Here is a 23,418-nt window from a genome sequence, read left to right on the forward strand (position 1 = left end):
AGGCAGGCAGGCGTGCTTCTGAGTTGAAGCAATCAAACCCAAAACCTCTCACCTCTCAAACATCAATTCTCACATCTCCCTCCCTCTGCGGAACTTCCTACCTACCGGCAGGCAGGTGCTTCTTTGCGGTTAAAAACTTTACACTCAAACTCTACTTCCACACTTCCCACCACTTCTTATACACAAAAGATCCATCCCGTAAATCCTGGATATCCATTTCGCGCAGAGCCCAGGCCACGGCGGTATTGCTGCGCAGCACATAAGTAAGTTCATGCCACTGGCCCGCCTGCCATTCGGTGGAAACGGAATAAATCAATTCCTTGAGTTCGCGGTCACTGATGCCCGGCTTGATTTTAGCTTCATCCGGTAAACGGTAGCCCATTTTCTTTTTCTGAGCCAGGAGATTGCGCAGGCGTTGCAGGCTCATCAAGCCATTTTCGGCCTTGCGACTGTTTAGAAGTTGATTGATCTCTTGATCGAGACTGGCAATATCGCGGACAGAGGATTGAGGCTCTTGCCAGCTAGGGCGAGCATGCCATTTGTAGAAAATAGCAATGTCGGACTCTTCAATTTGGAGGCTTTTCTCGATATAGGGAAAGAGGCCATCAAAAATGCTGTCATCCTCCTCGGTGAGGCCTAAACGATTGGCGCCATGGGCCCTGAATTCCTCTTCGAAAGTATAGGCATCTTCCCCCAGGTGTTTGCCGAATTGATACCAGTCAAACACGAAGGTCATGGAAGTTTCGCTGCAACCAAAAATTAAGCATTCTTGAGACTCCAAAGCTAATTGCCGTAAGGATCCGAAATGCTCTTCGAAGAAATCAAAGGGATAATAAATGAGCATCCTTCCCTTTTTAGAAAGAATCATCAACTCGTTTTTATACATGGATTCACTTTGGGCATCCGCCCAGGTGCTGCGACGCGATTCCTTAAGATCAATTTTTAAGGAGCTTTCCAATTGCTGTAAATCCAGAAATTCGTTTTGAGCTAAAAGCCCGGCCAGGTTCATTCCCATCCTCGCAATATCGGGTATAATGACTAATTTCTATCCGAACCAATTTAGCTATCCAGCGAAAAATTAAATGTCTCAGAGAGCCAAAAAGAAAATATCATAGGAAACCCTTTAAGCAGAGGATTTTAAAAAAGACCGGGGGAAAAGCTTTCTCCTTTTCAAGAGCTTGCAGGCCTTTCCCCTTTACCTTTATACCCTCTAAATTATCGCGCACATGCTTTGTATCAAACACCGTAGTACCGATCCCTTCTTCAATATTGCTACCGACGAGTTTATCTTCAAGCATCTAAAAGAGGATTGCTTCATGCTGTGGCAGAATGATAATGCCATTATCGTTGGAAAACATCAAAACACCTTAGCGGAGATTAACCTCGACTATGTTAAGGAGCACGATATTAAGGTGGTACGACGCTTAAGTGGAGGTGGCGCTGTTTACCATGATATGGGTAATCTTAATTTCACCTTTACCCGAAGCAGCGAAAGGGATGACGATCTGGTCGACTTCAAGCGTTATACCGCGCCTATCATTGCCGTTTTACAAGACATGGGCGTGAATGCCGAGTTTAGCGGGCGCAATGATATTATGATTGAGGGTAAAAAGTTTTCTGGAAATGCCGAGCACGTTTTCAAAAACAAAGTGATGCATCATGGTACCTTGCTCTTCTCCAGCAATATGCCCAATATAAGCGGAGCTTTAAAAATTAATCCGCTGAAGTACATTGACCGAGCAGTGAAGTCGATCCCCAAGCGAGTGACCAATATCCAAGATCATTTAAAAGAGAAAATGACTGTGGAGCAATTCGCTGATCGCATCATGAATTACATCCTTGAAAATTATAAGGATAGCAAGCTCTATGAGTTTAGCGAAGAGGACCTAGCAATGATTGAATCCATTAAAAAGGAGAAATACGAAACCTGGGATTGGAATTATGGCTACTCCCCTAATTATGATTTTAAGCAAGGGGTAAAAACCAGTGGCGGTTTATTGGAGATGAATATGAATGTTTCCAAAGGCCTCATCCAAGAAGTAAAAATTCAAGGGGACTTTTTCCATATCCAAGACATAACTGACATTGAACAAGCGTTAGCCAATACCCCTCATGATGAAACTAAGATTAGAGAAAAACTAGCGCCATTTAATTTGAAAGATTACTTCAAAGATATTAGCATCGATGACCTTGTTGCGGCCATGTTCTGAATTAGCTTTTCAAGAATTTCAATTGATACACCTGCTCTTCCTGTTTTAAATTCAGGAGATAGATTCCCTTTGAAAAACGATCGAGGGCATTTACTTGAAAGACCCCATCCTGAGCTTGCACTTCTAATTGTTCCAACAATTTACCATCTTGAGCACGCAGCTCTAAGAGCCAGGAACCATTGGCATCAGGAATCTCAATTCGCAATTGATCGGCTACCGGATTTGGATAAAGATCTGCTCTTTTGCTTTGCGCTTCTTGCATACCCACAGAAGGAGCTTGATAGACCCGTAAATAATCGATCTCCAAAGTGTCTTCGATAAAAGAAGGATCGATTCCTCCTTCAATGGCGAAGTTTAATAATAGATATTGCGGATCATCAAAAGGCCAGGTAGCGGCATCTCGCACCGAAGGGAAGTAGATATAATGCACCAGGCTATCTACACTAAAAATCATCTTTTCCGGCGTCCATTCTAATGCATATACATGGAAGTCATTCGAAACACCGGGAATCATTCGTCCACCATGATTTACAGTAGCGCCAGAGCTAGAGGTGGTATGCATGGCACTGGAAACATAATTTTGATTGGTACCCCAATGCTCCATAATGTCCACCTCACCGCAAGCGGGCCAGCCGGTGGTACCATAACCTTGCAATTGCCAATAGCCGCCATTTTCGGTGATATTCTGCCCCAGCATCCAGATGGCAGGCCAGGTGCCAGAACCAGTGGGAAGTTTAGCCCGTACCTCTACTCTTCCGTAGGTAAATGCGAATTTGGAATTCAAACGGGCGGAGGTGTATTGTTTGGTCACCCCTTGATCGGTAAAGCTTTCCTTCTTAGCAATGAGTTTTAAGCTACCATTGCTTTGAGAGCTGTTTGCCGTGCGATCGGTATAATGTTGCACTTCCCCATTAAACCAGGAACTGCCATTCGGCAAAAGGGTTTGATGAAACCATTTGGAAGTATCAATCGCTCCGCTGCCATTAAACTCATCGGACCAAACCAATTGACTGTAAACCGGAGCGGGGTTCACAAAGCTGGTATCCAAATAGATGAAATCATCTAAATAGGCTAATACCAAATCAGTATTATTCTCCCCATTAAGCTGAAACAAAACCCGATTAAAGTCGGTGCGCTGTATGGGTGGCAATGAGGTAGGATCTAGATTGATATAAGGATCATTCCCGAAATCGAAGGTGATGGTTTGCCATTGATCCAAAACCAAGGGCTTTATGATTTCGGTTTGCGTTTGCCAGGGACTGACCTGAGTACCATCCTGCAGCTTGCAAGAAATTTGGTTGGGCTGATTGCCACTGATCCCGGAAGAAGGGAGATATACCTTGATTTGAAAAACTTGATGCTGGGCTAAATTGAGATTCTGATTGGCATCGAAACGGACATTAGCATACTGCCCACCTTGATCATCATATTCTAAAACTGTTGCAGAAGTATTGGCTCCTTGAGCATAAGGATTGGCCTTGGCATTATCAATAACACAGGCATCTCCAAACCAGGAATTGATATTACCATTGCCTTCAAAATCGTCTTGTAAGCTTTGTGCAGAAAGGCCTAATGAAGATAAGCAGGCCAGAGAAAATAGGGTGTTTTTTAAAATCATGGATGGGGATTAAGCCAGCAATATACTTAAGGTAAATGAAACCATAAGTATAGCAAGCCAAATCCTTTTAGCTAGGAAGCCTTTCTTAAGGTCTCATCTAAAATGGATTGCAGCACCTCCCTTTTTACCGGTTTCACCAGATAATCTTGAATCAAAGGGTAGTTCTTAGCCTTTTGGGTATCCTCTTCATGCACAGAGCTGGAAACAATATAAACCTTGGTTTTATGGAGTACATCCTCATTAAAAAGTATCAATTCATCCAAGAAATTCCAGCCATCCATAACGGGCATATTCAGATCCAGAAAAATCAATTTGGGACAAGTTTTACCTTCCTGCATAACCGATTTACAATGATCCAAAGCTTCTTCACCATTGGAAAAAACACTGGTTTGCACTTCTGGATTAATCAACTTTAAAATCGCTCCAAAAGAAAATTGATAAATAGGATCATCATCAATGATAAATACCGCATTGGTTTTGTTCATAAACGCTGTAGCTCTGGTTTAAACTGTAATTTAAAAACGGATCCTTGCCCTGGCTCACTTTCAATGGCAACCTCCCCCCCCATGGCTTCCATTTGCACTTTCACCATAAAAAGGCCTACCCCCCTGGCATCCGAATTTTTGTGAAAGGTTTTATGCAAACCGAAAACCTTGTGACCGTGGCGCACCAAATCGATTCCCACTCCATTATCCCGAATTTCAATGCTAGGCACTCCTTCCTTCTGGTAGGCCTTTATTTGTATTTCGGGTCGGCGATCCGGGTTCTTATACTTAATCGCATTACTGATCAAGTTCAATAAAATGCTTTCCAAATAATGAGGCTGTGCAAAGATCTTTTCGAAGCCCAAACCCATTTCAATCTTAGCATCGGTATGGCGAATTAGAGCCGATTGCTTCTTGAGTACGGTATTTACATAGTCCCTCAAATTGAGCTCTTGCATTTCCATGCCGGCCTTGTTCTTAATAATCAAGGCCTCCACCAATTCATCCAAAGTTTCATTGAGATCGGCTGTAGACTGAGCCATTTTGGTAAAGATCACATCTTTGTATTCCGCATCCTCAGCACTTCCGTACAATTCGGTTAACAGAATCAAATTAGCCACTGGTGCTCGCAAATTATGCGAGGTAATATGGGCGAAATCATTCAAGCTGCGATTTTGCAGGCTTAGCTTATTGGTTAATTTTATCAAGCTTTGATTGGCTTCTAAAAGTTGCTCCTCATACGTTTTACGAGCATTGATATCCTCAATCTGAGAAATAAAATACAAGGGTTTGTTCTCGGAATCTCTAACAACAGCCACACTCAACATCGCCCACATCCACTCGCCAGATTTCCGGCGGTAGCGTTTATCCATATGGTAATGGTCGATCTTTCCGTTTATACAGTCCTTCAAAAACTCGAGATCGGTATTTAAATCTTCAGGATGAGTTAAATCCTGAAAAGTCTTTTTCAATAATTCCGATTCTTCGTAGCCAAAATAGTCGACTAGGCGCTTATTAACCTTGAGCCATTTACCATCTAAACCCACCAAGGCCATTCCAATGGCGGAGTATTGAAAGGCACCTTCAAAACGTCGGGTAGATTCTAATAAGGCCAGCTCCTTTTCCTTTTGTTCGGTGATGTCCTGGAAAACTCCGCTGGCCTTAATCACCTTGCCTGCTGCATTCAGCTTAGGCTTACCGATGGTTCGAACCCATATTTCTTTACCCTGGGCCGTAATTAACTGCAGCTCCAGGTCATAAGGCTTTTTCTTTTCGAGTAATTCCCCAAAAGCCTCCAATATCTTATCCCGCGAATAACCTTTCTTATAGTAGCTTATTCCTTCTGAGGCATCAATTTTATAATCCGCAGGCAATCCATAAATACTTTTAGTCACCTCATCTAAAACCGAAATATTTGAATCTGGAAAATATTGCCAACTACCTATTCTGGCAGTTTCTTGAGAATCTTTCAAGGTTTCAATTAAGGCCTCATTTTCCTCACTTACCTTTAAGAATTCTGTTACATCTTGATTGGCCCCCACAATAATGTGATCGCCCTCTTCATTTAATCCATGACTTTGGGCATTTGCTTTAATAAAGCGAATCGCTCCATCGGGATGAATAATTCTGAAGGTATAAACGAATTCCCCTTGACTTGCCACGGATTCTTTAAAGGAAGCTTCCGCCCCTTCCACATCCTCAGGATGCACGGTTTTACGCCAATCCGAAAACTTATGCTCAAAATTTTCAGGCTCCAGCCCGTAGATCTTAAACATTACCTCATCCCACTCGAGGTAATCTCTAGTCACATTGTACTGCCAAATTCCCAAATCAACCAGATTCCCGATCAAATTGAAAATTGCCTCCTTATTTATGCCTGCATTTAATTTCCCCATTTCTAAGCTAGGATTAACCCCTCTAATCCACAGCATCAAAGGTATTCTTTCCTTATAAGCCCCTTATTATATGAGTCTTATAAGGAAATTTCCATTTACTTATCTTCAAAGGACCTGAGCGTAAAACACCTAAATTTATAAAATTTACCCCCTCATTTGAGACAAGCAAGAAAGAATAGAGACTGATTTTCGGCTTAATGAGTGTGAATGCCTATTCTATGTACTCGAATAGTTCTTTTTCACTTTTTCGAAGCTTAGGCCGGAACTGGCTTTGATCTTCAGTTGATCTAAATCCTACCGGAGCGATTACAGTCACTTCATAGCCTTCCTCCTCCAAGGCTAAAATTCGATTGTAAGCATCGGCATCAAAACCTTCCATCGGACAAGCATCAATTTCTGCTTCTGCACAGGCGATCATTAAGGAGTTTAGAGCGATATAAGTTTGCCTGGCCGACCAGTTTCTCAATTCCTCAACCGACTTCCGTTTTAAACTGGCTTTTATGGATTGGCCATATTCCTGAATAGCCGGAGCTGCTGAACCCTTATCCTCAACACGATTTACAAAGGCATCTACCTCAGCATCGATATCCGTCTTCCGAGCACAAAAAATAAAGAGATGGGAAGCATCGGTTATCTGAGGCTGATCCCAGGACACCTTTCTAAGTTCCTTTCGCAAAGCCTCATTTTCAATAATGAGTACTTTATAGCTTTGCAGCCCATAAGATGAGACCGAAAGTCGGATGGCTTCCTTTAAAAAGTTGAGTTGCTCATTACGCAACTTGCGATCTGAATCAAATTTCTTAGTGGCATAGCGCCAATTCAAAGCTTTTAATAATTGCATTTTTAATCTTTATGGTAGTGAATGATTTCAAAATCAGATTGGAAGCCATTTTGTAAGTACAATGGCTTACCCATTTTGGAAGCTTGGAGAAACACTTTAGGATGGCCCTCTTCTTTCAATAAGTTGAGAGCACTTCTAAGAATTTCCTGGGCAAAACCCTGGCGACGAAAGCGTGCGGGCACTCCCATAGAATACAGTCCCGCTCCTGCCTGCGAATCTTTATAAATAGCAATGGTTCCCACCGGCTGGCTTCCATCAAGAGCCAAATAGTAATCCAGTAGCCTATACGTACTGGCCACCAAATTTGGACTATAGCGATAAGCAAAGGCCTCTTCAAATAGCAATGACCAGGTTTTAAAGTCTTCCGATCTGGCTAGTTTTTGCAGACTTAAGTTTCCCGATGGGACTTCTACTTCATGCGGATTGACCGACATGGCTGTCAAACTAAAAGTCTCCTTCCAGGCCCAACTCTGTAGCTGATCTTCCGCTATTTCATTTTGCCACAGCACCAGACTCATGGGCATGGGCATATCATCTGGTGGCGCTAAATTCCCCAGATCAGCCTCCGGCTTAAGCCAAATGCGATTGGGCCATTGTGAATCAAAACTATAAGCAGCAGCCCAATTAGTGGATTCAAAGTATTGTCCATTCAATTGCCCAACCTCCTGCCAGAGGCTAAGCACATTATATAGATTAGGATCTTGCATGTTTAGGATTTAAGGAGAATTACAGAACCCAGCAGGGCAATTACGCCCAGGACTTTCCGTGGAGTTATCGCCTCTACCGGAAGGTCAAACCAGCCCAAACTACCGGCCAGCATTGCATAAAGCAATTGCGAGCTCAGACTTATCACTACGGTACTGGCTATTCCCTGGCGGGGGATGAGAAAATAAAAGAGGCTTACTGCGCTAAAGCTGAAGAGGCCTCCACCAACCCAATTGTACCAGGGGATTCCCTCTAAACTACTCTTAAGGGAACGGCTACTCAATTGAAAAATCAAGACACTTAGACTGAGGAAAAAGCCAATCGCTAGGCTGATGGAACTCGCCAAAAAGGCACTGCCGGTTTGCTGACCCAAGCGGGCGTTCATGCTCCCTTGAGTTACAATTAATACTCCCAGGAGTACCGTTAATAAGGATAAGCCGAGCTGATTCATAATACTAGTTTATAGGAATAGCGATGGGACGCATAGGTGATCCACTGGCACCACGGAGTTTTAAGGAGGCCGCTATAAACGCGAACTCATAGACCTCATCTTGGGCCAAGTCTTCCAGCATCATTTGCTCTAAAAACATCACTCCCTTTTCAGCCAGCAAATAGGTATGCACCGGCACCCAATTATCTTCTTTCTCCGGAGGAAAAGCCTCAAAACTTAGATTGTCTGCTCCCAATAGCATGGCCCCCTTTTCTTCAACCAACCACTGAGCAGCCGCCAGGCTAATACCTGGATACTGATGGAGATAATGGGCGGCATCTTCGTAATGCTGCGCCTGACCGGTACGAATTAAAATCACATCCCCTTTCTGAATTTCAGATTTCTGGCGTTTTAAGCAGGCCTTCAAATCCTGTACGGTTATGCGGTAATTGGGCGGAAAGGAATCCACCAGGGCTCGAACATCCAGCAATAGGCCCCGGGCAATGATGGGAGGAATTTTCTCCGCTCCGGTTTTCTTCCAACCCTTGTCGCCTAAATGTTCTTCCGGACTAAAGCCATTCCAAATCAAACCATTTAGGCCAAAATGATTGAGGGCATCAATATGCGTCCCCATATGGGTGTACATGGAAACCGCATCTCCGGTATAGGAGACTTTCTCATTCATGGCCTCTCCCATTCCATTGGGATTATCCACCACAGTGCCGTGCGGAGTATGGGTAAGCCAATACTGATAAGAAGGATCTCCGAGAGAGTGGAAACTGGGCATCCCAACGAAATAATCTACACTAAGATCGTAGACCTGACCACTGCCAATTTGAGATAAAATCTGAATGCGACTACTGTCGGTCATCATATTGAGACTGCCGATTTCATCCTCGGGTCCCCAAGGACTTTGTCCTACTTCCTGCGCCTGTGCGCCCCAAATAAAAAACTGGAAGGCAAGGGCTTGAAAAAAATTTTTCTTTGTTTTCATTGTCGAGTTTATTGTCTCGACAAAAGTGCGGAGGCCTAAGAGCCTAAAAATTAAGCTATCTTAAGAAATCACTTTAGGGCCTTACGGCGGATATAACTCAGATGCTCTGGTGTTAAGCCCAGGTAAGATGCGATCATATACTGAGGAAAGCGCTGTTCCAATTGGGGATAGCGCTGGCGAAAATCGGCATAGCGCTCTTCGGCGGATTCGATTTTCACCTGTAAATTTTTATGCTGAGCCGCCTGATAGGCCGATTGCATTTTGATGCGGAAAAAGCGCTCCATAGACGGAACTTCTTTAAAAAGCTCTTCCAGTCGATCGCGATGAATCTGAAAAATCACACTGGGCTCGGTGGCCTGAATGAATTGCGTAGCCGGACTTTGACTAAGGTAACTATATAGGTCATTTAACCACCAACCTTCTATGCCAAAACTCTGTACAAACTCCTTTCCTTCTTCATCCAAATAATAAGTGCGTAAGGCTCCGGAATCGATGAAGCGCATGTGTTGAGAGACATCACCCGCTTTGAGGATAAATTCCTTTTTAGCCAGCTTCTTTTCTTGAAAGGCCTTTTGAATTAGACCGATCTCCTCATCTGAAACCGGGCTTAGGTCTTGAATATGAGCAATGAGCTTTTCGATAGCTCGAAATTACGAAAGCCTATTTTACCGTCTTCTTGCGAAAGCGCTTAAAAGCGAAAATAAATAGGGCGGTTAAAATCATGAGCGGCCAGAGTCTAATGAGGATCAATACGAAGGCAGTAAATCCAGTCCAACCATCTTTAATAGCGATCACAAAACGATTGGGTTCATCGGTATCAATCACTTCCTTTTCCAGCTCCTGGTAAATATGAACTTCGATGCTGCTTAAGGCGATACGATCTTTGAGGTATTTCATGCGTCCTTGAGCTCTTTCAATCTCGCTGCGCACCTGCCCTAATTTCTGCTCTACTTGCAGAATCTCCTCCACATTTTTAGCGCGATCCAATAACTTGAGCAAGCGAGCTTCTATTTCCTGAGCCGATTTAATACGCGATTCTACATCTACATACTCTTCACTTACATCGCGGGTTTTTATTTCTCGCCGATCGAAATGCTGCACGCCTTCACCGATGCCGGCCATCGCTTTTTCAAATTGGGCACTGGGTATGCGAAGGGTATAAAGGATTTCCTTTCGATAGCCATTCTGATTGGCTTTTTCGGAGGATATATAGCCACCCAAGCGGGCGGTTAAGGCATTGATGGCTTGTGCACTTTCTTCGAGGTTTTTCGTCTCGTACTTAATATCCGCTTCTTTGATCAAATGCAGGTTTTGAACTGGAATTCCGTTGCTTTGAAGTTCATCGGAGTTCCCTGCCATCACGTCTGGCTCGTAGGATTCCTCCATGGCCACATCTTCATGAGCCACATTTTGCATATCCCTTTCACAGGCTGAGAAGAGAACTAATAAGCTAAAAAGAAAGGAGAAACGATAGGACATTTTGATTGATCTTAAGTCCTATAAACGAAGCTTTTGTAAATAAAGTCTATGCTCTAGAATAATAGCGCTTTCGCCAATGGAAGGCTACCCTTACCAATAAGATTAGAGCCGGTACTTCCACTAAGGGACCAATTACTCCGGCAAAGGCCTGCCCCGAATTAATTCCGAATACTGCAATAGCCACCGCAATGGCCAATTCGAAATTATTACCAGCTGCAGTAAAGGCAATGGCTGCATTTTGATCATAGCTTGCTCCGGCCAATCGACTTATGAAAAAGCCCAGGCTAAACATGATCAAGAAATAAATTAAAAGAGGAATCGCAATTAAAAGCACATCCGCCGGAAGGCTAAAGACCAAATCGCCCTTAAGGCTAAACATCAATACGATGGTGAAGAGTAAAGCGACTAAGGTAATGGGGGAAATGAGTGGTAAAAATCGAGATTGGTACCAGTCTGCTCCCTTTAAAGGGATGAGAACCACCCGACTGAGGATGCCCAAGGCAAAAGGTATACCTAGATATATTGCAACACTTTTCGCTACAAGAGTAATGGAAATATCGACCACCACTCCTTCAAATCCTAATAAAGGTGGAATTTGAGTCATGAAAAGCCAGGCATAAAAGCTGTAAGCAAAGACCTGGAAAATGCTGTTTAAGGCAACCAGGCCGGCGCCATATTCCGCTGAGCCTTCCGCTAAATCGTTCCACACCAAAACCATGGCTATACAGCGGGCCAAACCAATCAGAATTAAGCCCGACATATATTCGGGATAGTCATGCAAAAAGATAAGGGCCAGGCCAAACATCAATACTGGACCAATAATCCAATTGAGAAGCAATGAGATTCCTAATATTTTGACATGCTTAAAAACCTTAGGCAGCAAGCGGTAATTTACCTTAGCCAGTGGTGGATACATCATTAAAATCAGGCCAATGGCCAAAGGGATATTGGTATCTCCATCGCCACTCTCTCCAATCCTTTGCGCTAAGCTGGGCCAAAGATTACCCAATAGTAAACCCAAGGCCATGGCAGTGAAAATCCAGAGGGTGAGATAGCGATCCAGAAAGGACAATTTCTTAGTACCCATGCTCAATTGCTGAAAAAACGTAAAACATCTCAGTGGCTATTTGCAGGCAGCGCTCATCATAGGCAGCAGTCTCCTGATCGGTACCATCAAAAGCCTTGGGATCTTCATAATTAAGGGCAATACGGGCTTTGGTACCGGGAATAAAAGGACAGTTTTCATCGGCATCTGAGCAGGTCATGACGGCTGCAAAATTTGCACTGGGATTCTCCGGATCATCATATAGCTTGGAATGCAACATGATGGGAGGCTCCTTTTCGGCGAAAGCCACCCGATAAACCGGATTAGGGTCCATCACGGCATCCGAATAGAGATCGAAACCCGCTCGCTCCATCGCCGCCAAGGTGCAAGGATTGCATGCTGTTGCCTCCGTTCCACCTGAGTAAGAAGCTAAATCAATTCCAAAATGAAACGCTGCTACCTGCGCCCAAAGCTGCGCAAATTGACTGCGACGGGAATTATGGGTGCAGATAAAAACCAGGCTTAAATCCGCCTGGTTTTCCTGTACATATTGCACTAAAGGCTGTAATCGCTCTAAACGATCCTGAGGGATGTTTTTCAAATCGAGCCTATTGATGTAATTATTCAGATAGCTAAACATCGCTCGGTATTAACAGCATCCACCACCCGGAGTACAAGCCTCAGAGCTTTGTAGATCGCTTAGTTGAAGGATCTTCTTATCTTTCTTAGGCTCGCCTTCTTTTTGACCATAAAGGGTAATACTGTAGATACCTTGTTCACCCTGACCAAATTTTTGCATTTCCTCTTCAGTCAAATATTGACCTAGAATATCAGCGGGAATGTAAATGGGCTTTTCCTTTTGGATTTGCAAATCTTTAAAGCCAGCCTTGTGCGCCATTTCCAAATAGGCATCTTTTTGAATGGCTCCCGATACGCAACCCGCATACATTTCGGCATCCTTTTGCAGAGCATCTGGTAACTCACCTTGCAGGACTACATCGGAAATACTAAAATGAGCGCCTGGCTTTAATACCCGATGAATCTCATTAAAGACGGCAGCCTTATTAGGCACCAAGTTTAATACGCAATTGGAAACTACCACATCAATACTATCATCCAAAATGGGTAATTCCTCAATATCGCCTTCGCGGAATTCAACATTATTGTAGCTTAATTTATCCGCATTTAAGCGGGCTTTGCGAATCATGGGGCCACTAAAATCGACACCAATCACTTTGCCCTCGGGACCAGTTTCATGTCGGGCAACAAATACATCATTACCAGCGCCTGAGCCCAGGTCTAATACGGTATCGCCTTTTTCGATATGGGCAAAATGGGTAGGTAAACCACAGCCTAAACCAAGGTCGGCATCGGCCTGATAACCCTCCGTTTCGGAATAATCATCGGTCATGATATTATACACTTCTTGCGAAACTGGGCCCGCTCCACAGCAAGATGATTTATTCAGAGCTACATCTTGCTCGGCAATTTCACTGTACTTCTTGCGTACAATTTCTTTGAGTTCCTGATCTGTTTTCATGATAATAGGGTTTAGCAGCAAGTAGGATCATTGCCGCAATAGGATTCGAATAATTCTAAAAATTCTGATTTGATACGATCCCAGCGCTCGGGGTTGATGCAATAGCTTACTGAAGTGCCTTCGATCGTACCTTGAATAAAGCCTGCGGCTTTTAACTCGCGTAAATGCTGACTGATGGTGGCTTGCGCCAGACCTAATTCCTGCACTAAATCGCCATTAATACAAGCCCTGGCGGCAACCAGGTATTGCAGGATGGCTATTCGTGCAGGATGCCCTAGTGCCTTGGCACCGGCTGCCAGATCATTTTGTTCCGGACTAAAGAGATCTTTCTTAGTGATTCCCATAGCTTAAAAGTAATATTGCAATATTACGATGAAAGGTTTTAAAAAAAGGCCCCGCAGTTAAAAAATTCATTCTAATCTACGGGGCCCCTGCTAAGCAGACGAAAAGATTTCTCTTAATTTCGCTCCTACTTCTCCACCATTAATATTGATGGTGTTTACCTTCTCTACTACCTTTTCGAGGTATTCCATTTCTTTCAATTTCCAGAGCATGGGGTTATTTTCCATCAACTTGGCGGTGTTCATCAAGCTCCTGGTAGAAGCTGTTTCTTCCCGACGAGTAATTAAATTGGCTTGAGCTTTCTTTTCAGCCACTAATACCTGATTCATAATCTCCCGCATTTCACCGGGTAGAATAATGTCTCGGATACCTACTTCCAGCAGTTCCAAACCAATGGCTTGAAATTTTGCTTGGGTAGAACCAGCTATTTGCTCTGCCAATTCTATTTTCCGACTTAGGAGTTCGTCCAGACTTAATTCTGCCACATAAGAGCGTAAAGCCAATGCCAGTAAGTAATAAGCCTGCTTTTCGTAGTCGCTGTTCGCCAATAAGGCTTCTTCCACATTTTGAACTCGCATTTCTGCCAGTAAATTGATCCGCAAAGTGGCCTTATCTTTTGTCAATAATTCCTGACCATTCAATTCAATGGTCCGACGTTTCATATTGGCCTTCAGAAGTTTAATACTCTGCGTATTGTTCCAATAGAAGTATTCGCCAGGTTCCAATGCTTTAAACAATGCCCCATTCAAGAGGACTAAGCCTTTTTCACCTTGCTCCACTTTAAACATTCGAACAAAACCACGAGTGCATAAAATCGCCCGTAAGTTCTCTTTGAGATGGGCTGGCAATTCTAGGTCATCGCTTGAAAAGCGGAGGATCTCAATTGCATTCACCCCCTTCCAATAGGCATAAATACCAGGGATCAGGATTTCACTAAACACACCATTCAGCAGCACTATGGCCAATTCACCTTGCTTAAGCTCTACCACTTCCGCATAGTTCTTTAACTTATCTGCATTTACTCGCAGGTCTGTTCCTTTTGGCAGATCTACTTTGCTACCTAGATGGTAATTCTGCAATTGAGCATTAATCCATTTCCAACGCTTACCGGCAGTCCAAATATTTTGGACAACACCATTTTTGGTGGCCACAGTAAGCTGTGCTTCAGGGGTAAAAATTAATTGTAACATGTTCATCAAATTGTGGGTTAAACCCGATTAACAAAAATCAAAATGCGCAGGGCAGCGGCAGTATGGACTTTTGGTTTCACACACTCCATCCTTAGTGGTCAAATAGCCGGCCTCTTCGACCAAAAATCAGGACATGCTTCGCCATCGGTACTAATACCGCACACTGGTGCCAGAAATCACATTCGTAAATGACTAGCACAATCCCATACGCAGATTGGTGATCCTTTTTAAAGCAGATCAAGCTTCTTTTCAACGCATGGCCTTAGCCATACCTCCGTGAAAGGGAGGGTTTTCCTACATCCAGTAATTATCCTCTAATAACAAGGGAATCGAACCCTCGGAAAAAACCTGCGCTCTGCCATTGAGCCATAGGACCAAAAGGTCCCAATGGGAGTCGAACCCATAACCTCAGGAAATTGTGTTCTTTTGAGACGGTATACCGTTTCCGGCACCATGGTGACCTACAGAGACACACATCTAGATCTCCGGTAGAACAAACCGTATTTTAAATAAGTTTAAATGAAGTTTCAGGCCTTAGAAGCCTTGGCCTTCAGCTTGGCTTTCTGCTTCATTTTGAGTCGCTTAAGGCTTAAATCAATCTCATTTTGTTGCGCTTCATTTTCCACATATTGTAAAAGCATTTTACAATAATTCATAGAAATTTTCAAACATCCTTTTAGCTCCATTATTTTAAACATATACCAATAAACATACAAAGGTTTAAACAATGATTTACTGGTAGTATAATTCAACAAATTGAGAGCTTCAGAATATAATTGAAGCGCAATCAAACTATCCATTAGTGCTGCTGCGGCGCAAGCATTTTCAGGATCAATTGCCATCGCTTGTTCTGCTGCATCCTTTGCCTCTTTAGGCCAATTAAGCATATGGAGATAATATTGAGACTTTAAGCAAAGACTGGGTACATGCTCCGGATCATAGGCCAGGGCATAATTGAGCTGCTCCTCTGTTTCTGCCAGATCAAAAGGATAAGCATCGTAAGCCTTTAAATAATAAGATGTTACTAATTGAGTTGACATTTTCTTTTTACTTTAAGGTTGGCAAATCCAGACCGGGACCACTCCTTAGAGCAAAAAAAATCCCGGTCCTAAAGAGGAACCGGGAGCGAATAGCTTTGCATAATAAATCTATTTCCCTCTCAGCCCCTGTCGGCTAAATTCTGGATCAATTCCGTATTTATGGTTTATACTTAGCATATCGCTCGCTTTATTTTGTTTTGCGATGCAAATGAATAAAACATTTTATTTACCCACAAGCTTTTTTAAATAAAAAATTCACAATCCATCTATTCACAGTCTTGCATGCGTAAAATAGATTGTTTCCTGATTTAATGAGAGTGTTGTTTAGTAGCTTTATTTCATGAAACCAAACAAAGCCCTCTACCTTTTCCTCTTCTTTATAAGCTTCTCTTTCCTCCAGGCCCAAAACTCAGCTTGCTTAGCAAATGACACCCTTACTATTGTTGTAATCGGCTCTTCCACCGCTGCGGGCTCCGGCGCCAGTACTCCGGATTCGGCCTGGGTAAATCGCTACCGCCGCAGCATGCAGGCCCTAAACCCAGCCAATCAAGTAATCAACCTGGCTCAGGGCGGATACAATACCTGGCGCTTAATGCCTGATTATTTTACTCCACCTTCGGGGCGTCCCAATCCGGATACCCTACGAAATATCAGTCATGCCTTGCGCCAAAATCCTGATGCCATTATCATTAACCTACCTTCCAATGATGCTGCTATCGGAACCGGGCTCAATGAGCAAATGACCAATTTCATTCATATTGATAGCTTGGCAGCCAGCTATAATGTACCGCTCTGGGTATGCACCACCCAACCTCGAAACTTTAGTGCCAGTCAAATACAGATTCAATTAGATGTCCGCGATTCCATTTTGAGCTATTTCGGCCCCCGAGCCATAGATTTCTGGACGGGTTTAGCCAATAGTCAAAATACTATTCTGGCGCAGTATAATTCTGGCGACGGTACCCATGTTAATGATGCTGGCCATCGAATTCTATGGCAGGAGGTTTTAACAGAGGCCCTGCCCGACAGCCTGGTTTCCAGTGTTCCAGGGCTTGATTTACAAGTATCCCCTCCTCTTTGGACCAATCCTTCGCCTTGTGGAAGTCCCAATAGCATTATTGAAATCCAATTAGCCAATCTTCGAAGGGATAGCCTGCAATCTACTGCAATAGTAGAACTCATTCGATTAGACCTCATCAGTGGTGTTCGGGATACCCTGCGTCAAAACCTCAATCAAATTTCAGGCTGTGCCTATGCTCAGGTGCAATTCAACTTAAACAGCAATCAACAACAGCATTGGCAATTACACAGCCGGATTATATGCAATCAAGACAGTAATAGCTTTAATAATATCAGCAGCAGTATTAAGGTCCAAAGTGAAGCCGGTCCCCAAATTACCGGCAATGATCCCTTTTACTGCGAAGGCGATAGTATGTGGATTAGCCCCAGCCATAGCGGCGATCGACTGGCCTGGTTTAGCGATGCCGGATTAAGTCAGCCCTTGTATCAAGGGGACAGCCTGTATTGGAACCCTGCCTTGGGCGACAGCCTGTTTTTACACAGTTACCTTGGGCCATATTATTATATAGAATCACTCAGCTCGGCGCAAAGCTCTAATATCAAATGGAATGGTTGCATGTTTAACCTTATTGCCGGACCGGATACTTTGAGTCTGGATAGTATTCAATTTGTGGCCGGTACTTCAGGTGATATGCAAGTGAACCTGCGCACCCGATTAGGGTCTTATCAAGGCCATGAAAACACGGCCGCTTCCTGGTCAGCTTCCATCTCAGACAGTATTTATGGGGCTCTGGAAGACAGTAGCTATGTCTTAAACTTCGGCAGTATTATTTTAAATCCCGGTGACACCTTGGGCTGCTACCTCTATTTGGAAAACAGCAATCAGAGATTGGCCTACCAAAGTGTGGGTAGCATGCAGTTGTATCAAGGGGCAGGATTAAGTGTGCAAGCGGGCAGTGGCATTCAGCATACCTTCGGAACCATCTATCATCCGCGAGCTATCCGAGCCCAATTCTATTATCACTATGGCTTTAAAGCCGATGGGCAATGTCAGAGTACGGTAGATACCATTATTCCGAAACCTAGTCCAGCCATTTTAGATTTAGGTTTTGATTTCAACCATAGCCCTGGAATTGACCTAACCCTATATCTTCCAGCCGGGTTTAGCAATCCCGTTTGGAACGATGGCTCTACTGCAGATTCACTATTTATCCCTGCCCATAGATATGAAAACACTCTTAAGCAATTTGTTTTAAGCGCCATTGATAGCTTGGGATGCATGCACTCGGATACTCTGGAGGTGCAATTTTTACCCTGGTTCGGATTAAAAGAAGACAACAGTTTAGGCTTCACGCTATACCCCAATCCCAATCAGGGGCAGTTCCATATTTCCAATCCTGGCAAAGCAGCTTTTAGCTGGAAGCTGATGAGCACCAATGGCAAGCTTTTATCAGAAGGCCAGGGCTTTGAACACAACACGGCATTAAATCCTTCCTTAGCGAAAGGACTGTACTATTTACGAATAGAACAGGAAGGTCAGGAACAAATCCTTAAGTTGCTGATTCAGTGAATCGCTTAAAAACATTTTCGCAGTACTTAGCACTTATCCTGGCTGGTGAGGCCATCTTTTTGCTACCCTTTATGGTACCGCGGGTTTTTAGAACCACGCTATTAGAGGTATATCAAATCGATAATCTGGAATTGGGCTATTGCTTCTCCCTCTACGGCCTGGTAGCGGTGGTTTCCTATTTCTTCGGAGGGCCTTTAGCGGATTTATTTTCCGCTCGAAAATTAATGTCCATTGCCCTGGGCCTTACTGCCCTGGGAGGATTTGTAATCAGCTGGTGGCCCAATTACACTGCCTTATTAATTGCCTATACTTTTTGGGGTTTTTCTACTATCCTACTCTTTTGGGCGGCCTTAATGAAAAGCACCCGCATTTTGGTGGATCCAGAAAATGTGGGCAAAGCTTTTGGCTGGGTAGAAGGTGGCAGGGGTTTAAGCGCCGCCATTTGGTCGAGCTTGGCCGTAGCACTATTTGCGCTCTATTTTGAAGATCAATCCAACTTAGCGGTGGAAAGCCGCCATATTGCCTATCGCTATGTATTGCAAAGCGCTTCCCTTTACCTGATTCTGGTCGCCATTTATGTTTGGTTTATCCTGCCGAAAAGAGAGGTACAAATGGACTTGAATCACTCCATGAAAGGACTAAAGGAACTCATTCGACTTAAGCGCCTTTGGCTGCAAGCCCTGATTCTTTTTTGTGCTTATTGCGGCTATAAAATAACCGACGATGTTTCCCTCTTTGGTCATGAAGTTTGGGGGCTCTCCGAAGAAGATGCGGTTTTATTAAGTAGCTATACCTTCTACCTGCGCCCTATCACCGCCATTACCGCTGGCTTTTTGGTGGATCGAATTTCCACTGCTAAAATCCTCAGCTTCAGCTTTGGAATTAGCGCATTGGGAGCCCTGGCCCTGGCCTGGCTTCCTGCACAGGAAATGACTGCTTTTGGTCTGATCTTTTTAGGCTCCAGCCTCAGTGGCATTTATGCCTTAAGGGGGATCTATTTTTCTTTGATGCGCGAAAACCAAATAGAGCGTCGCTTCAGCGGCACCGCAATAGGAATACTCTCCGTGCTAGGCTATTTACCAGATGTTTTCATGAGTCCATTCATGGGCTGGATCCTGGAATCGAATTCCGGGCCCATCGGACATCAAAACCTCTTCCTAAGTTTAGGCCTAATTATGATCCTAGGAATCATCCTTTCCCAAGCCTGGAAAAGGGAATATCGCAAAGTGGCTAGGACTGAGCCTGCTTCAAGCTAAGCTGAACTCTTTTACGTGGCACATCCACCGAAAGGACTTTAACCTGAACCTGCTCTTGTAAGCGTACCACCTCATTGGGATCTCGCACAAATCGATCTGCCAATTCGCTAACGTGCACTAATCCATCCTGCTTGGCCCCTACATCTACAAAAGCGCCAAAATTGGTGATATTGCTAACGATGCCCGGCAATATCATTCCTTCCTGCAAGTCGGATACACTGCGGATGCGCGGATCAAATTGAAAGACCTTGGCGGCGCCTCTGGGATCCCGTCCCACTTTGGAGAGTTCGATTCTAATATCCTCCAAGGTTGGGAGACCCACTTCCTGCGTACAATAAGGTTTCAGGTCAAGATCCTTCAATAATTCCTTTTGGCCGATTAAATCGGGAATCGGTTTTTTGAGATCCTTCGCGATTTGCTTTACGATCGCATAAGACTCCGGGTGCACGCCTGAATTATCCAGGGGGTTTTCCGCTTCCGGAATTCGCAAAAAGCCCGCTGCCTGTTCGTAGGCTTTAGGCCCTAATTTGGGCACTTTTAATAAAGCTGCCCGTGACTGAAAGGCTCCATGCTCTTCACGATAAGCCACAATATTTTCGGCTAATTTGGGGCCCAAGCCCGAGACGTATTCCAACAAGTGCTTACTGGCAGTATTGAGGTTTACCCCTACAGCATTTACTACCTGCTCCACCACCCGATCCAAAGCCGCTTTCAATTGATTTTGATCTACATCGTGCTGGTATTGCCCTACCCCAATACTTTTAGGGTCGATTTTCACCAATTCTGCCAGAGGGTCCATCAATCGTCGGCCGATACTCACCGCTCCACGAACGGTAACATCGTAATTGGGAAATTCCGCTCGAGCGATGGATGATGCCGAATAAATCGAGGCTCCTGCTTCATTAACCACAAAGGCCTGGACCGGATATTTAAAGCGCACCTTCTTACTTACAAACTCTTCGGTTTCCCGACCAGCCGTACCATTGCCAATGGCGATGGCATCAATTTTATAGGCTTCGGCCAGATGGGCAATTTTAGCGGCTGCCTTAGCTGTATCGCGCTGGGGCGGATGGGGGTAAATGGTGTCATTATGCAATAATGTTCCCTGCTCATCAATGCAAACCACCTTGCAGCCGGTTCTAAATCCTGGATCGATAGCCAGAATGCGCTTGGGGCCCAAAGGCGGACTCAATAATAACTGTCTTAGGTTTTCTGCAAAAACGGCAATGGCCTCTGTATCCGCTTTCAACTTAGAAGCTAGGGCAAATTCCGTTTCGATGGAAGGTTTCATCAGGCGTTTATAGCTGTCTTTCAGAGCCAATTCCACTTGTTCGCTGCAAGCATTACGACCTTTCACAAATAGGCGTGCTAGGCTATCGAGAGCTCGTTCTTCTTCGGGAGCAATACTCACCCGTAAAAGCTTTTCGTTCTCGGCCCTGCGAATAGCTAAAAGCCGATGAGCCGGAATACGACGCAAGGCTTCCGAAAAGTCGAAATAGTCGCGGTATTTCTCCGCTTCCGCTTCCTTCCCTTTAATCAGCTTAGCCTGAATTTGGGCCTCTCTTTCAAAAATGCGACGCAGGGTATTTCGGGCAGAAAGCCTTTCATTCATCCATTCCGCCATTATATCTCGAGCACCTGATAAAGCCTCATCAATATCCTGTACATCCCCTTTCACAAAACTTAGAGCCAAGGATTCGGGGTCGCGGGCATCTTGCTTCATGATCATTCCCGCCAAGGGCTCCAAGCCTTTTTCTCTGGCTACTGAAGCCCGGGTTTTACGCTTTTGTTTGTAGGGCAGATATAAATCTTCGAGCTCATTTAAATCCCAGCAAGCTTCAATCTGAGCTTCGAGTTCTGCACTCAATTTTCCCTGCTCCTTTATGGATTCGAGAATGCTGGCTTTCCGGGCCGCCACCTTTTCGAAATAGGCTTGTTGCTCCTTTATTTCCTGGATTTGCACCTCATCCAAACTCCCGGTCCGCTCCTTTCGGTAACGAGCAATAAATGGGATGGTAGCTCCTTCGGAGAGGAGGCTTAAAACACTATTTACCTGATCTCCATTGAGATTAGTGCGCTGACTTATAAATAAAACCTGATTCAATTTTTTCAACTTTTTATCTGACAAATGAGCTTCTTAGGCCAATCACTTTAACCTTAATTCTATGTAAGCCGAACGACTTCTGTAATCAGCTGGGAATACTATATGCCCGGATCCTTTTGTTACACCATAGATAAACTTTGGTACCCGCTTCTTTTCCTTAGCATTATACATAATCTCCCAATTCCTTTGGCCTTGCGCCGTATAGCTCACATTACTCAGGTACCACATTGGTCTACCCGGAATGATCTTAGTATGGCGATCTGGTCCTGCAAAGAAAACATGCAGCTTTCCATTGTAAACGGTTGAGTAAAAAGAAGAATAGCGGACCGCATCACCTGAGGTTTCTTGCTTCTTAAAAATGTAATCCGACCAATCAGAATTCCCACTGGGATCAAAATGACTTACAATGATCCCATAATATCTATGCTCATATGAAATCTCATCGTACCGCATATGTGGACGTTGAACATCTTTAGTCAACTTTATTTTGGTCTTTCGTTCCGATAAAACGAATACGGATCCATCAGGCCCAATCTCAATCTGAGGAGAATCATAGCCCGGAACTTCGCTCACTCCTACAGTTAAATCTTTCGCTATAGAATCCAAAGGAATTTCACCATAGCTAGCATAGAGTATGCTGTCTTTAGATGGTCTAATTCTACTGCAAAACATTCGCAATGGCGCATTCGATATTTCATCTGTAGCAGTGGCCGCGATATACACATCTCCGTTTGAGGCCAGCTTCATTTTGGTATGACTTAAAAAATAGGTATCGAACTCCAGCTCTTGAATCCTGGCCTCTGAACTATCGTTTTCCAAAGTCACTAATTGCAAACTATAATTGGGTTTCCCCTGAAAATTCTCTTCTCGCTTTCGGTCGTATTCCTTGTAGAGAAGGTGAATGACTCCTTCCTTATTAATATTCCATTGAAGCAGATCGGTTAAATCTGCGCGAAAGGGAAATACCTGCACTTTTTCATAAATCAAGTCCCAATTGCTGTCAAATAGAAAAACTTTAACCTGTTTACTCACAAAGCCTTTGGGATAGGCATAAATGAAAGCATGGTATGCTCCATTGCTGGTATGGCTATATCTAAAAATCCCATGCCCAAAGTCCTCGAATTGTGCATCTTCAATTTGCACAAGTTTCACGAACTCCTCATTAGGCTCAAGGGTTTTGGGATCGATCTTTTGAATGAAAACAGCATCGCTATGGCTCCGCTTATCTCGGGATTGACTTAAAACCGCCAAAGCATTTTCGTAATAGGCAATGCCAATCTCCTTCTCACCTTCGAGGTCTTTTGGGGTGAAGAAATCTTCGGAAGACTGCAACAGATTATAGTCCTTATCAAAAACCTCTATGGCATAGCGGAAACCTTGATTGTGAAAAATAGAGCTATAGTAATCTCGGATTGCGAAATTGTACTCCGAGGCAGCTAAAAAGAGGCCAATGCCATTGGTTACCGATTTTCGCTTATGCAAAGGCCCCAGATGGATTTCTAATTGATCCGTCTCAATAAACTCCTGGGCAATCAAAAGATTGGGGGATAGCAGACTGAGGCTTAGCGAGAATAGAATCAGGTTTTTCACAGTGAACATTTACAGCGAAGATACCTGCTCTCCCTTCGCTCTACCAAAACATCCCGCATAAAAA

Annotated in this window: 21 protein-coding genes; 3 read left to right on the top strand and 18 right to left on the bottom strand. The window is 44.0% G+C overall.

Annotated features, from left to right (window positions below):
* Positions 1 to 151: 151 nt before the first annotated feature.
* Positions 152 to 1,015, bottom strand: a complete 864-nt coding sequence (locus ACO05P_RS07920) for a hypothetical protein (protein WP_421754639.1) — start codon at positions 1,013 to 1,015, stop codon at positions 152 to 154.
* Between the two features lie 211 nt (positions 1,016 to 1,226).
* On the opposite strand from ACO05P_RS07920, the gene ACO05P_RS07925 reads away from it, so the two are divergent.
* Complete coding sequence (locus ACO05P_RS07925) at positions 1,227 to 2,210, top strand: lipoate--protein ligase (RefSeq protein WP_421754640.1); 984 nt, start codon at positions 1,227 to 1,229, stop codon at positions 2,208 to 2,210.
* A gap of 1 nt (position 2,211) precedes the next feature.
* Here the strand turns inward: ACO05P_RS07925 and ACO05P_RS07930 are convergent, their stop codons facing one another.
* The 15 genes from ACO05P_RS07930 to ACO05P_RS08000 all read right to left on the bottom strand — a co-directional run bounded on the left by ACO05P_RS07930 (position 2,212) and on the right by ACO05P_RS08000 (position 15,814).
* The gene (locus ACO05P_RS07930) at positions 2,212 to 3,828 is read right to left on the bottom strand and encodes a family 16 glycosylhydrolase (protein WP_421754641.1); all 1,617 of its coding nucleotides are present in this window, start codon (positions 3,826 to 3,828) and stop codon (positions 2,212 to 2,214) included.
* A 71-nt stretch (positions 3,829 to 3,899) separates the two neighbouring features.
* Positions 3,900 to 4,313 (bottom strand): response regulator, encoded by a 414-nt coding sequence (locus ACO05P_RS07935; RefSeq protein WP_421754642.1) that lies wholly within the window; start codon positions 4,311 to 4,313, stop codon positions 3,900 to 3,902.
* On the bottom strand, positions 4,310 to 6,244 hold the full coding sequence (locus ACO05P_RS07940) for a PAS domain-containing protein (RefSeq protein ID WP_421754644.1): 1,935 nt from the start codon (positions 6,242 to 6,244) through the stop codon (positions 4,310 to 4,312). Before ACO05P_RS07940 ends, ACO05P_RS07935 begins: the two co-directional genes overlap by 4 nt.
* Positions 6,245 to 6,419: 175 nt before the next feature.
* Entirely contained in the window at positions 6,420 to 7,049 is a 630-nt protein-coding gene (locus tag ACO05P_RS07945) for an NAD(P)H-dependent oxidoreductase (RefSeq protein ID WP_421754646.1), read from the bottom strand.
* A 2-nt stretch (positions 7,050 to 7,051) separates the two neighbouring features.
* Entirely contained in the window at positions 7,052 to 7,756 is a 705-nt protein-coding gene (locus ACO05P_RS07950; RefSeq protein WP_421754648.1) for a GNAT family N-acetyltransferase, read from the bottom strand.
* Positions 7,757 to 7,758: 2 nt separating this feature from the next.
* The gene (locus ACO05P_RS07955) at positions 7,759 to 8,205 is read right to left on the bottom strand and encodes a DMT family transporter (RefSeq protein WP_421754649.1); all 447 of its coding nucleotides are present in this window, start codon (positions 8,203 to 8,205) and stop codon (positions 7,759 to 7,761) included.
* 4 nt (positions 8,206 to 8,209) lie between these two features.
* On the bottom strand, positions 8,210 to 9,178 hold the full coding sequence (locus ACO05P_RS07960; protein WP_421754651.1) for a cyclase family protein: 969 nt from the start codon (positions 9,176 to 9,178) through the stop codon (positions 8,210 to 8,212).
* A 68-nt stretch (positions 9,179 to 9,246) separates the two neighbouring features.
* A complete protein-coding gene (locus ACO05P_RS07965) occupies positions 9,247 to 9,819 on the bottom strand; it encodes a Crp/Fnr family transcriptional regulator (RefSeq protein WP_421754890.1) in 573 nt (190 codons plus the stop codon).
* A 19-nt stretch (positions 9,820 to 9,838) separates the two neighbouring features.
* Complete coding sequence (locus ACO05P_RS07970; protein WP_421754652.1) at positions 9,839 to 10,657, bottom strand: DUF4349 domain-containing protein; 819 nt, start codon at positions 10,655 to 10,657, stop codon at positions 9,839 to 9,841.
* A gap of 46 nt (positions 10,658 to 10,703) precedes the next feature.
* Positions 10,704 to 11,744 carry an ACR3 family arsenite efflux transporter gene (gene arsB, locus ACO05P_RS07975; RefSeq protein ID WP_421754653.1) on the bottom strand — a complete coding sequence of 347 codons (1,041 nt, stop codon included), beginning with the start codon at positions 11,742 to 11,744 and terminating at the stop codon, positions 10,704 to 10,706.
* Complete coding sequence (locus ACO05P_RS07980; protein WP_421754655.1) at positions 11,734 to 12,342, bottom strand: protein-tyrosine-phosphatase; 609 nt, start codon at positions 12,340 to 12,342, stop codon at positions 11,734 to 11,736. The genes arsB and ACO05P_RS07980 overlap by 11 nt, the downstream gene beginning before the upstream one ends.
* A 9-nt stretch (positions 12,343 to 12,351) precedes the next feature.
* Positions 12,352 to 13,242 carry an arsenite methyltransferase gene (locus tag ACO05P_RS07985; RefSeq protein ID WP_421754657.1) on the bottom strand — a complete coding sequence of 297 codons (891 nt, stop codon included), beginning with the start codon at positions 13,240 to 13,242 and terminating at the stop codon, positions 12,352 to 12,354.
* An 11-nt stretch (positions 13,243 to 13,253) separates the two neighbouring features.
* Positions 13,254 to 13,586, bottom strand: a complete 333-nt coding sequence (locus tag ACO05P_RS07990) for an ArsR/SmtB family transcription factor (RefSeq protein ID WP_421754658.1) — start codon at positions 13,584 to 13,586, stop codon at positions 13,254 to 13,256.
* A gap of 90 nt (positions 13,587 to 13,676) precedes the next feature.
* Positions 13,677 to 14,774 (bottom strand): slipin family protein, encoded by a 1,098-nt coding sequence (locus ACO05P_RS07995; RefSeq protein ID WP_421754660.1) that lies wholly within the window; start codon positions 14,772 to 14,774, stop codon positions 13,677 to 13,679.
* Positions 14,775 to 15,301: 527 nt separating this feature from the next.
* Positions 15,302 to 15,814 (bottom strand): hypothetical protein, encoded by a 513-nt coding sequence (locus ACO05P_RS08000; RefSeq protein ID WP_421754662.1) that lies wholly within the window; start codon positions 15,812 to 15,814, stop codon positions 15,302 to 15,304.
* Positions 15,815 to 16,154: 340 nt separating this feature from the next.
* Between ACO05P_RS08000 and ACO05P_RS08005 the strand changes: the two genes are divergently transcribed.
* Positions 16,155 to 18,404, top strand: a complete 2,250-nt coding sequence (locus ACO05P_RS08005) for a GDSL-type esterase/lipase family protein (protein WP_421754664.1) — start codon at positions 16,155 to 16,157, stop codon at positions 18,402 to 18,404.
* Entirely contained in the window at positions 18,401 to 19,660 is a 1,260-nt protein-coding gene (locus tag ACO05P_RS08010) for an MFS transporter (RefSeq protein ID WP_421754666.1), read from the top strand. Before ACO05P_RS08005 ends, ACO05P_RS08010 begins: the two co-directional genes overlap by 4 nt.
* On the opposite strand, the gene ACO05P_RS08015 is transcribed toward ACO05P_RS08010, so the two are convergent.
* Both ACO05P_RS08015 and ACO05P_RS08020 read right to left on the bottom strand, forming a co-directional pair.
* A complete protein-coding gene (locus ACO05P_RS08015; RefSeq protein WP_421754667.1) occupies positions 19,635 to 21,764 on the bottom strand; it encodes a Tex family protein in 2,130 nt (709 codons plus the stop codon). The genes ACO05P_RS08010 and ACO05P_RS08015 overlap by 26 nt on opposite strands.
* 42 nt (positions 21,765 to 21,806) lie before the next feature.
* Positions 21,807 to 23,354 carry a hypothetical protein gene (locus tag ACO05P_RS08020; RefSeq protein WP_421754668.1) on the bottom strand — a complete coding sequence of 516 codons (1,548 nt, stop codon included), beginning with the start codon at positions 23,352 to 23,354 and terminating at the stop codon, positions 21,807 to 21,809.
* Positions 23,355 to 23,418 lie beyond the last annotated feature (64 nt).

Origin of the sequence: Croceimicrobium sp., from assembly GCF_965228705.1 — a bacterium.
In the GTDB taxonomy this organism is placed as follows: domain Bacteria; phylum Bacteroidota; class Bacteroidia; order Flavobacteriales; family Schleiferiaceae; genus Croceimicrobium.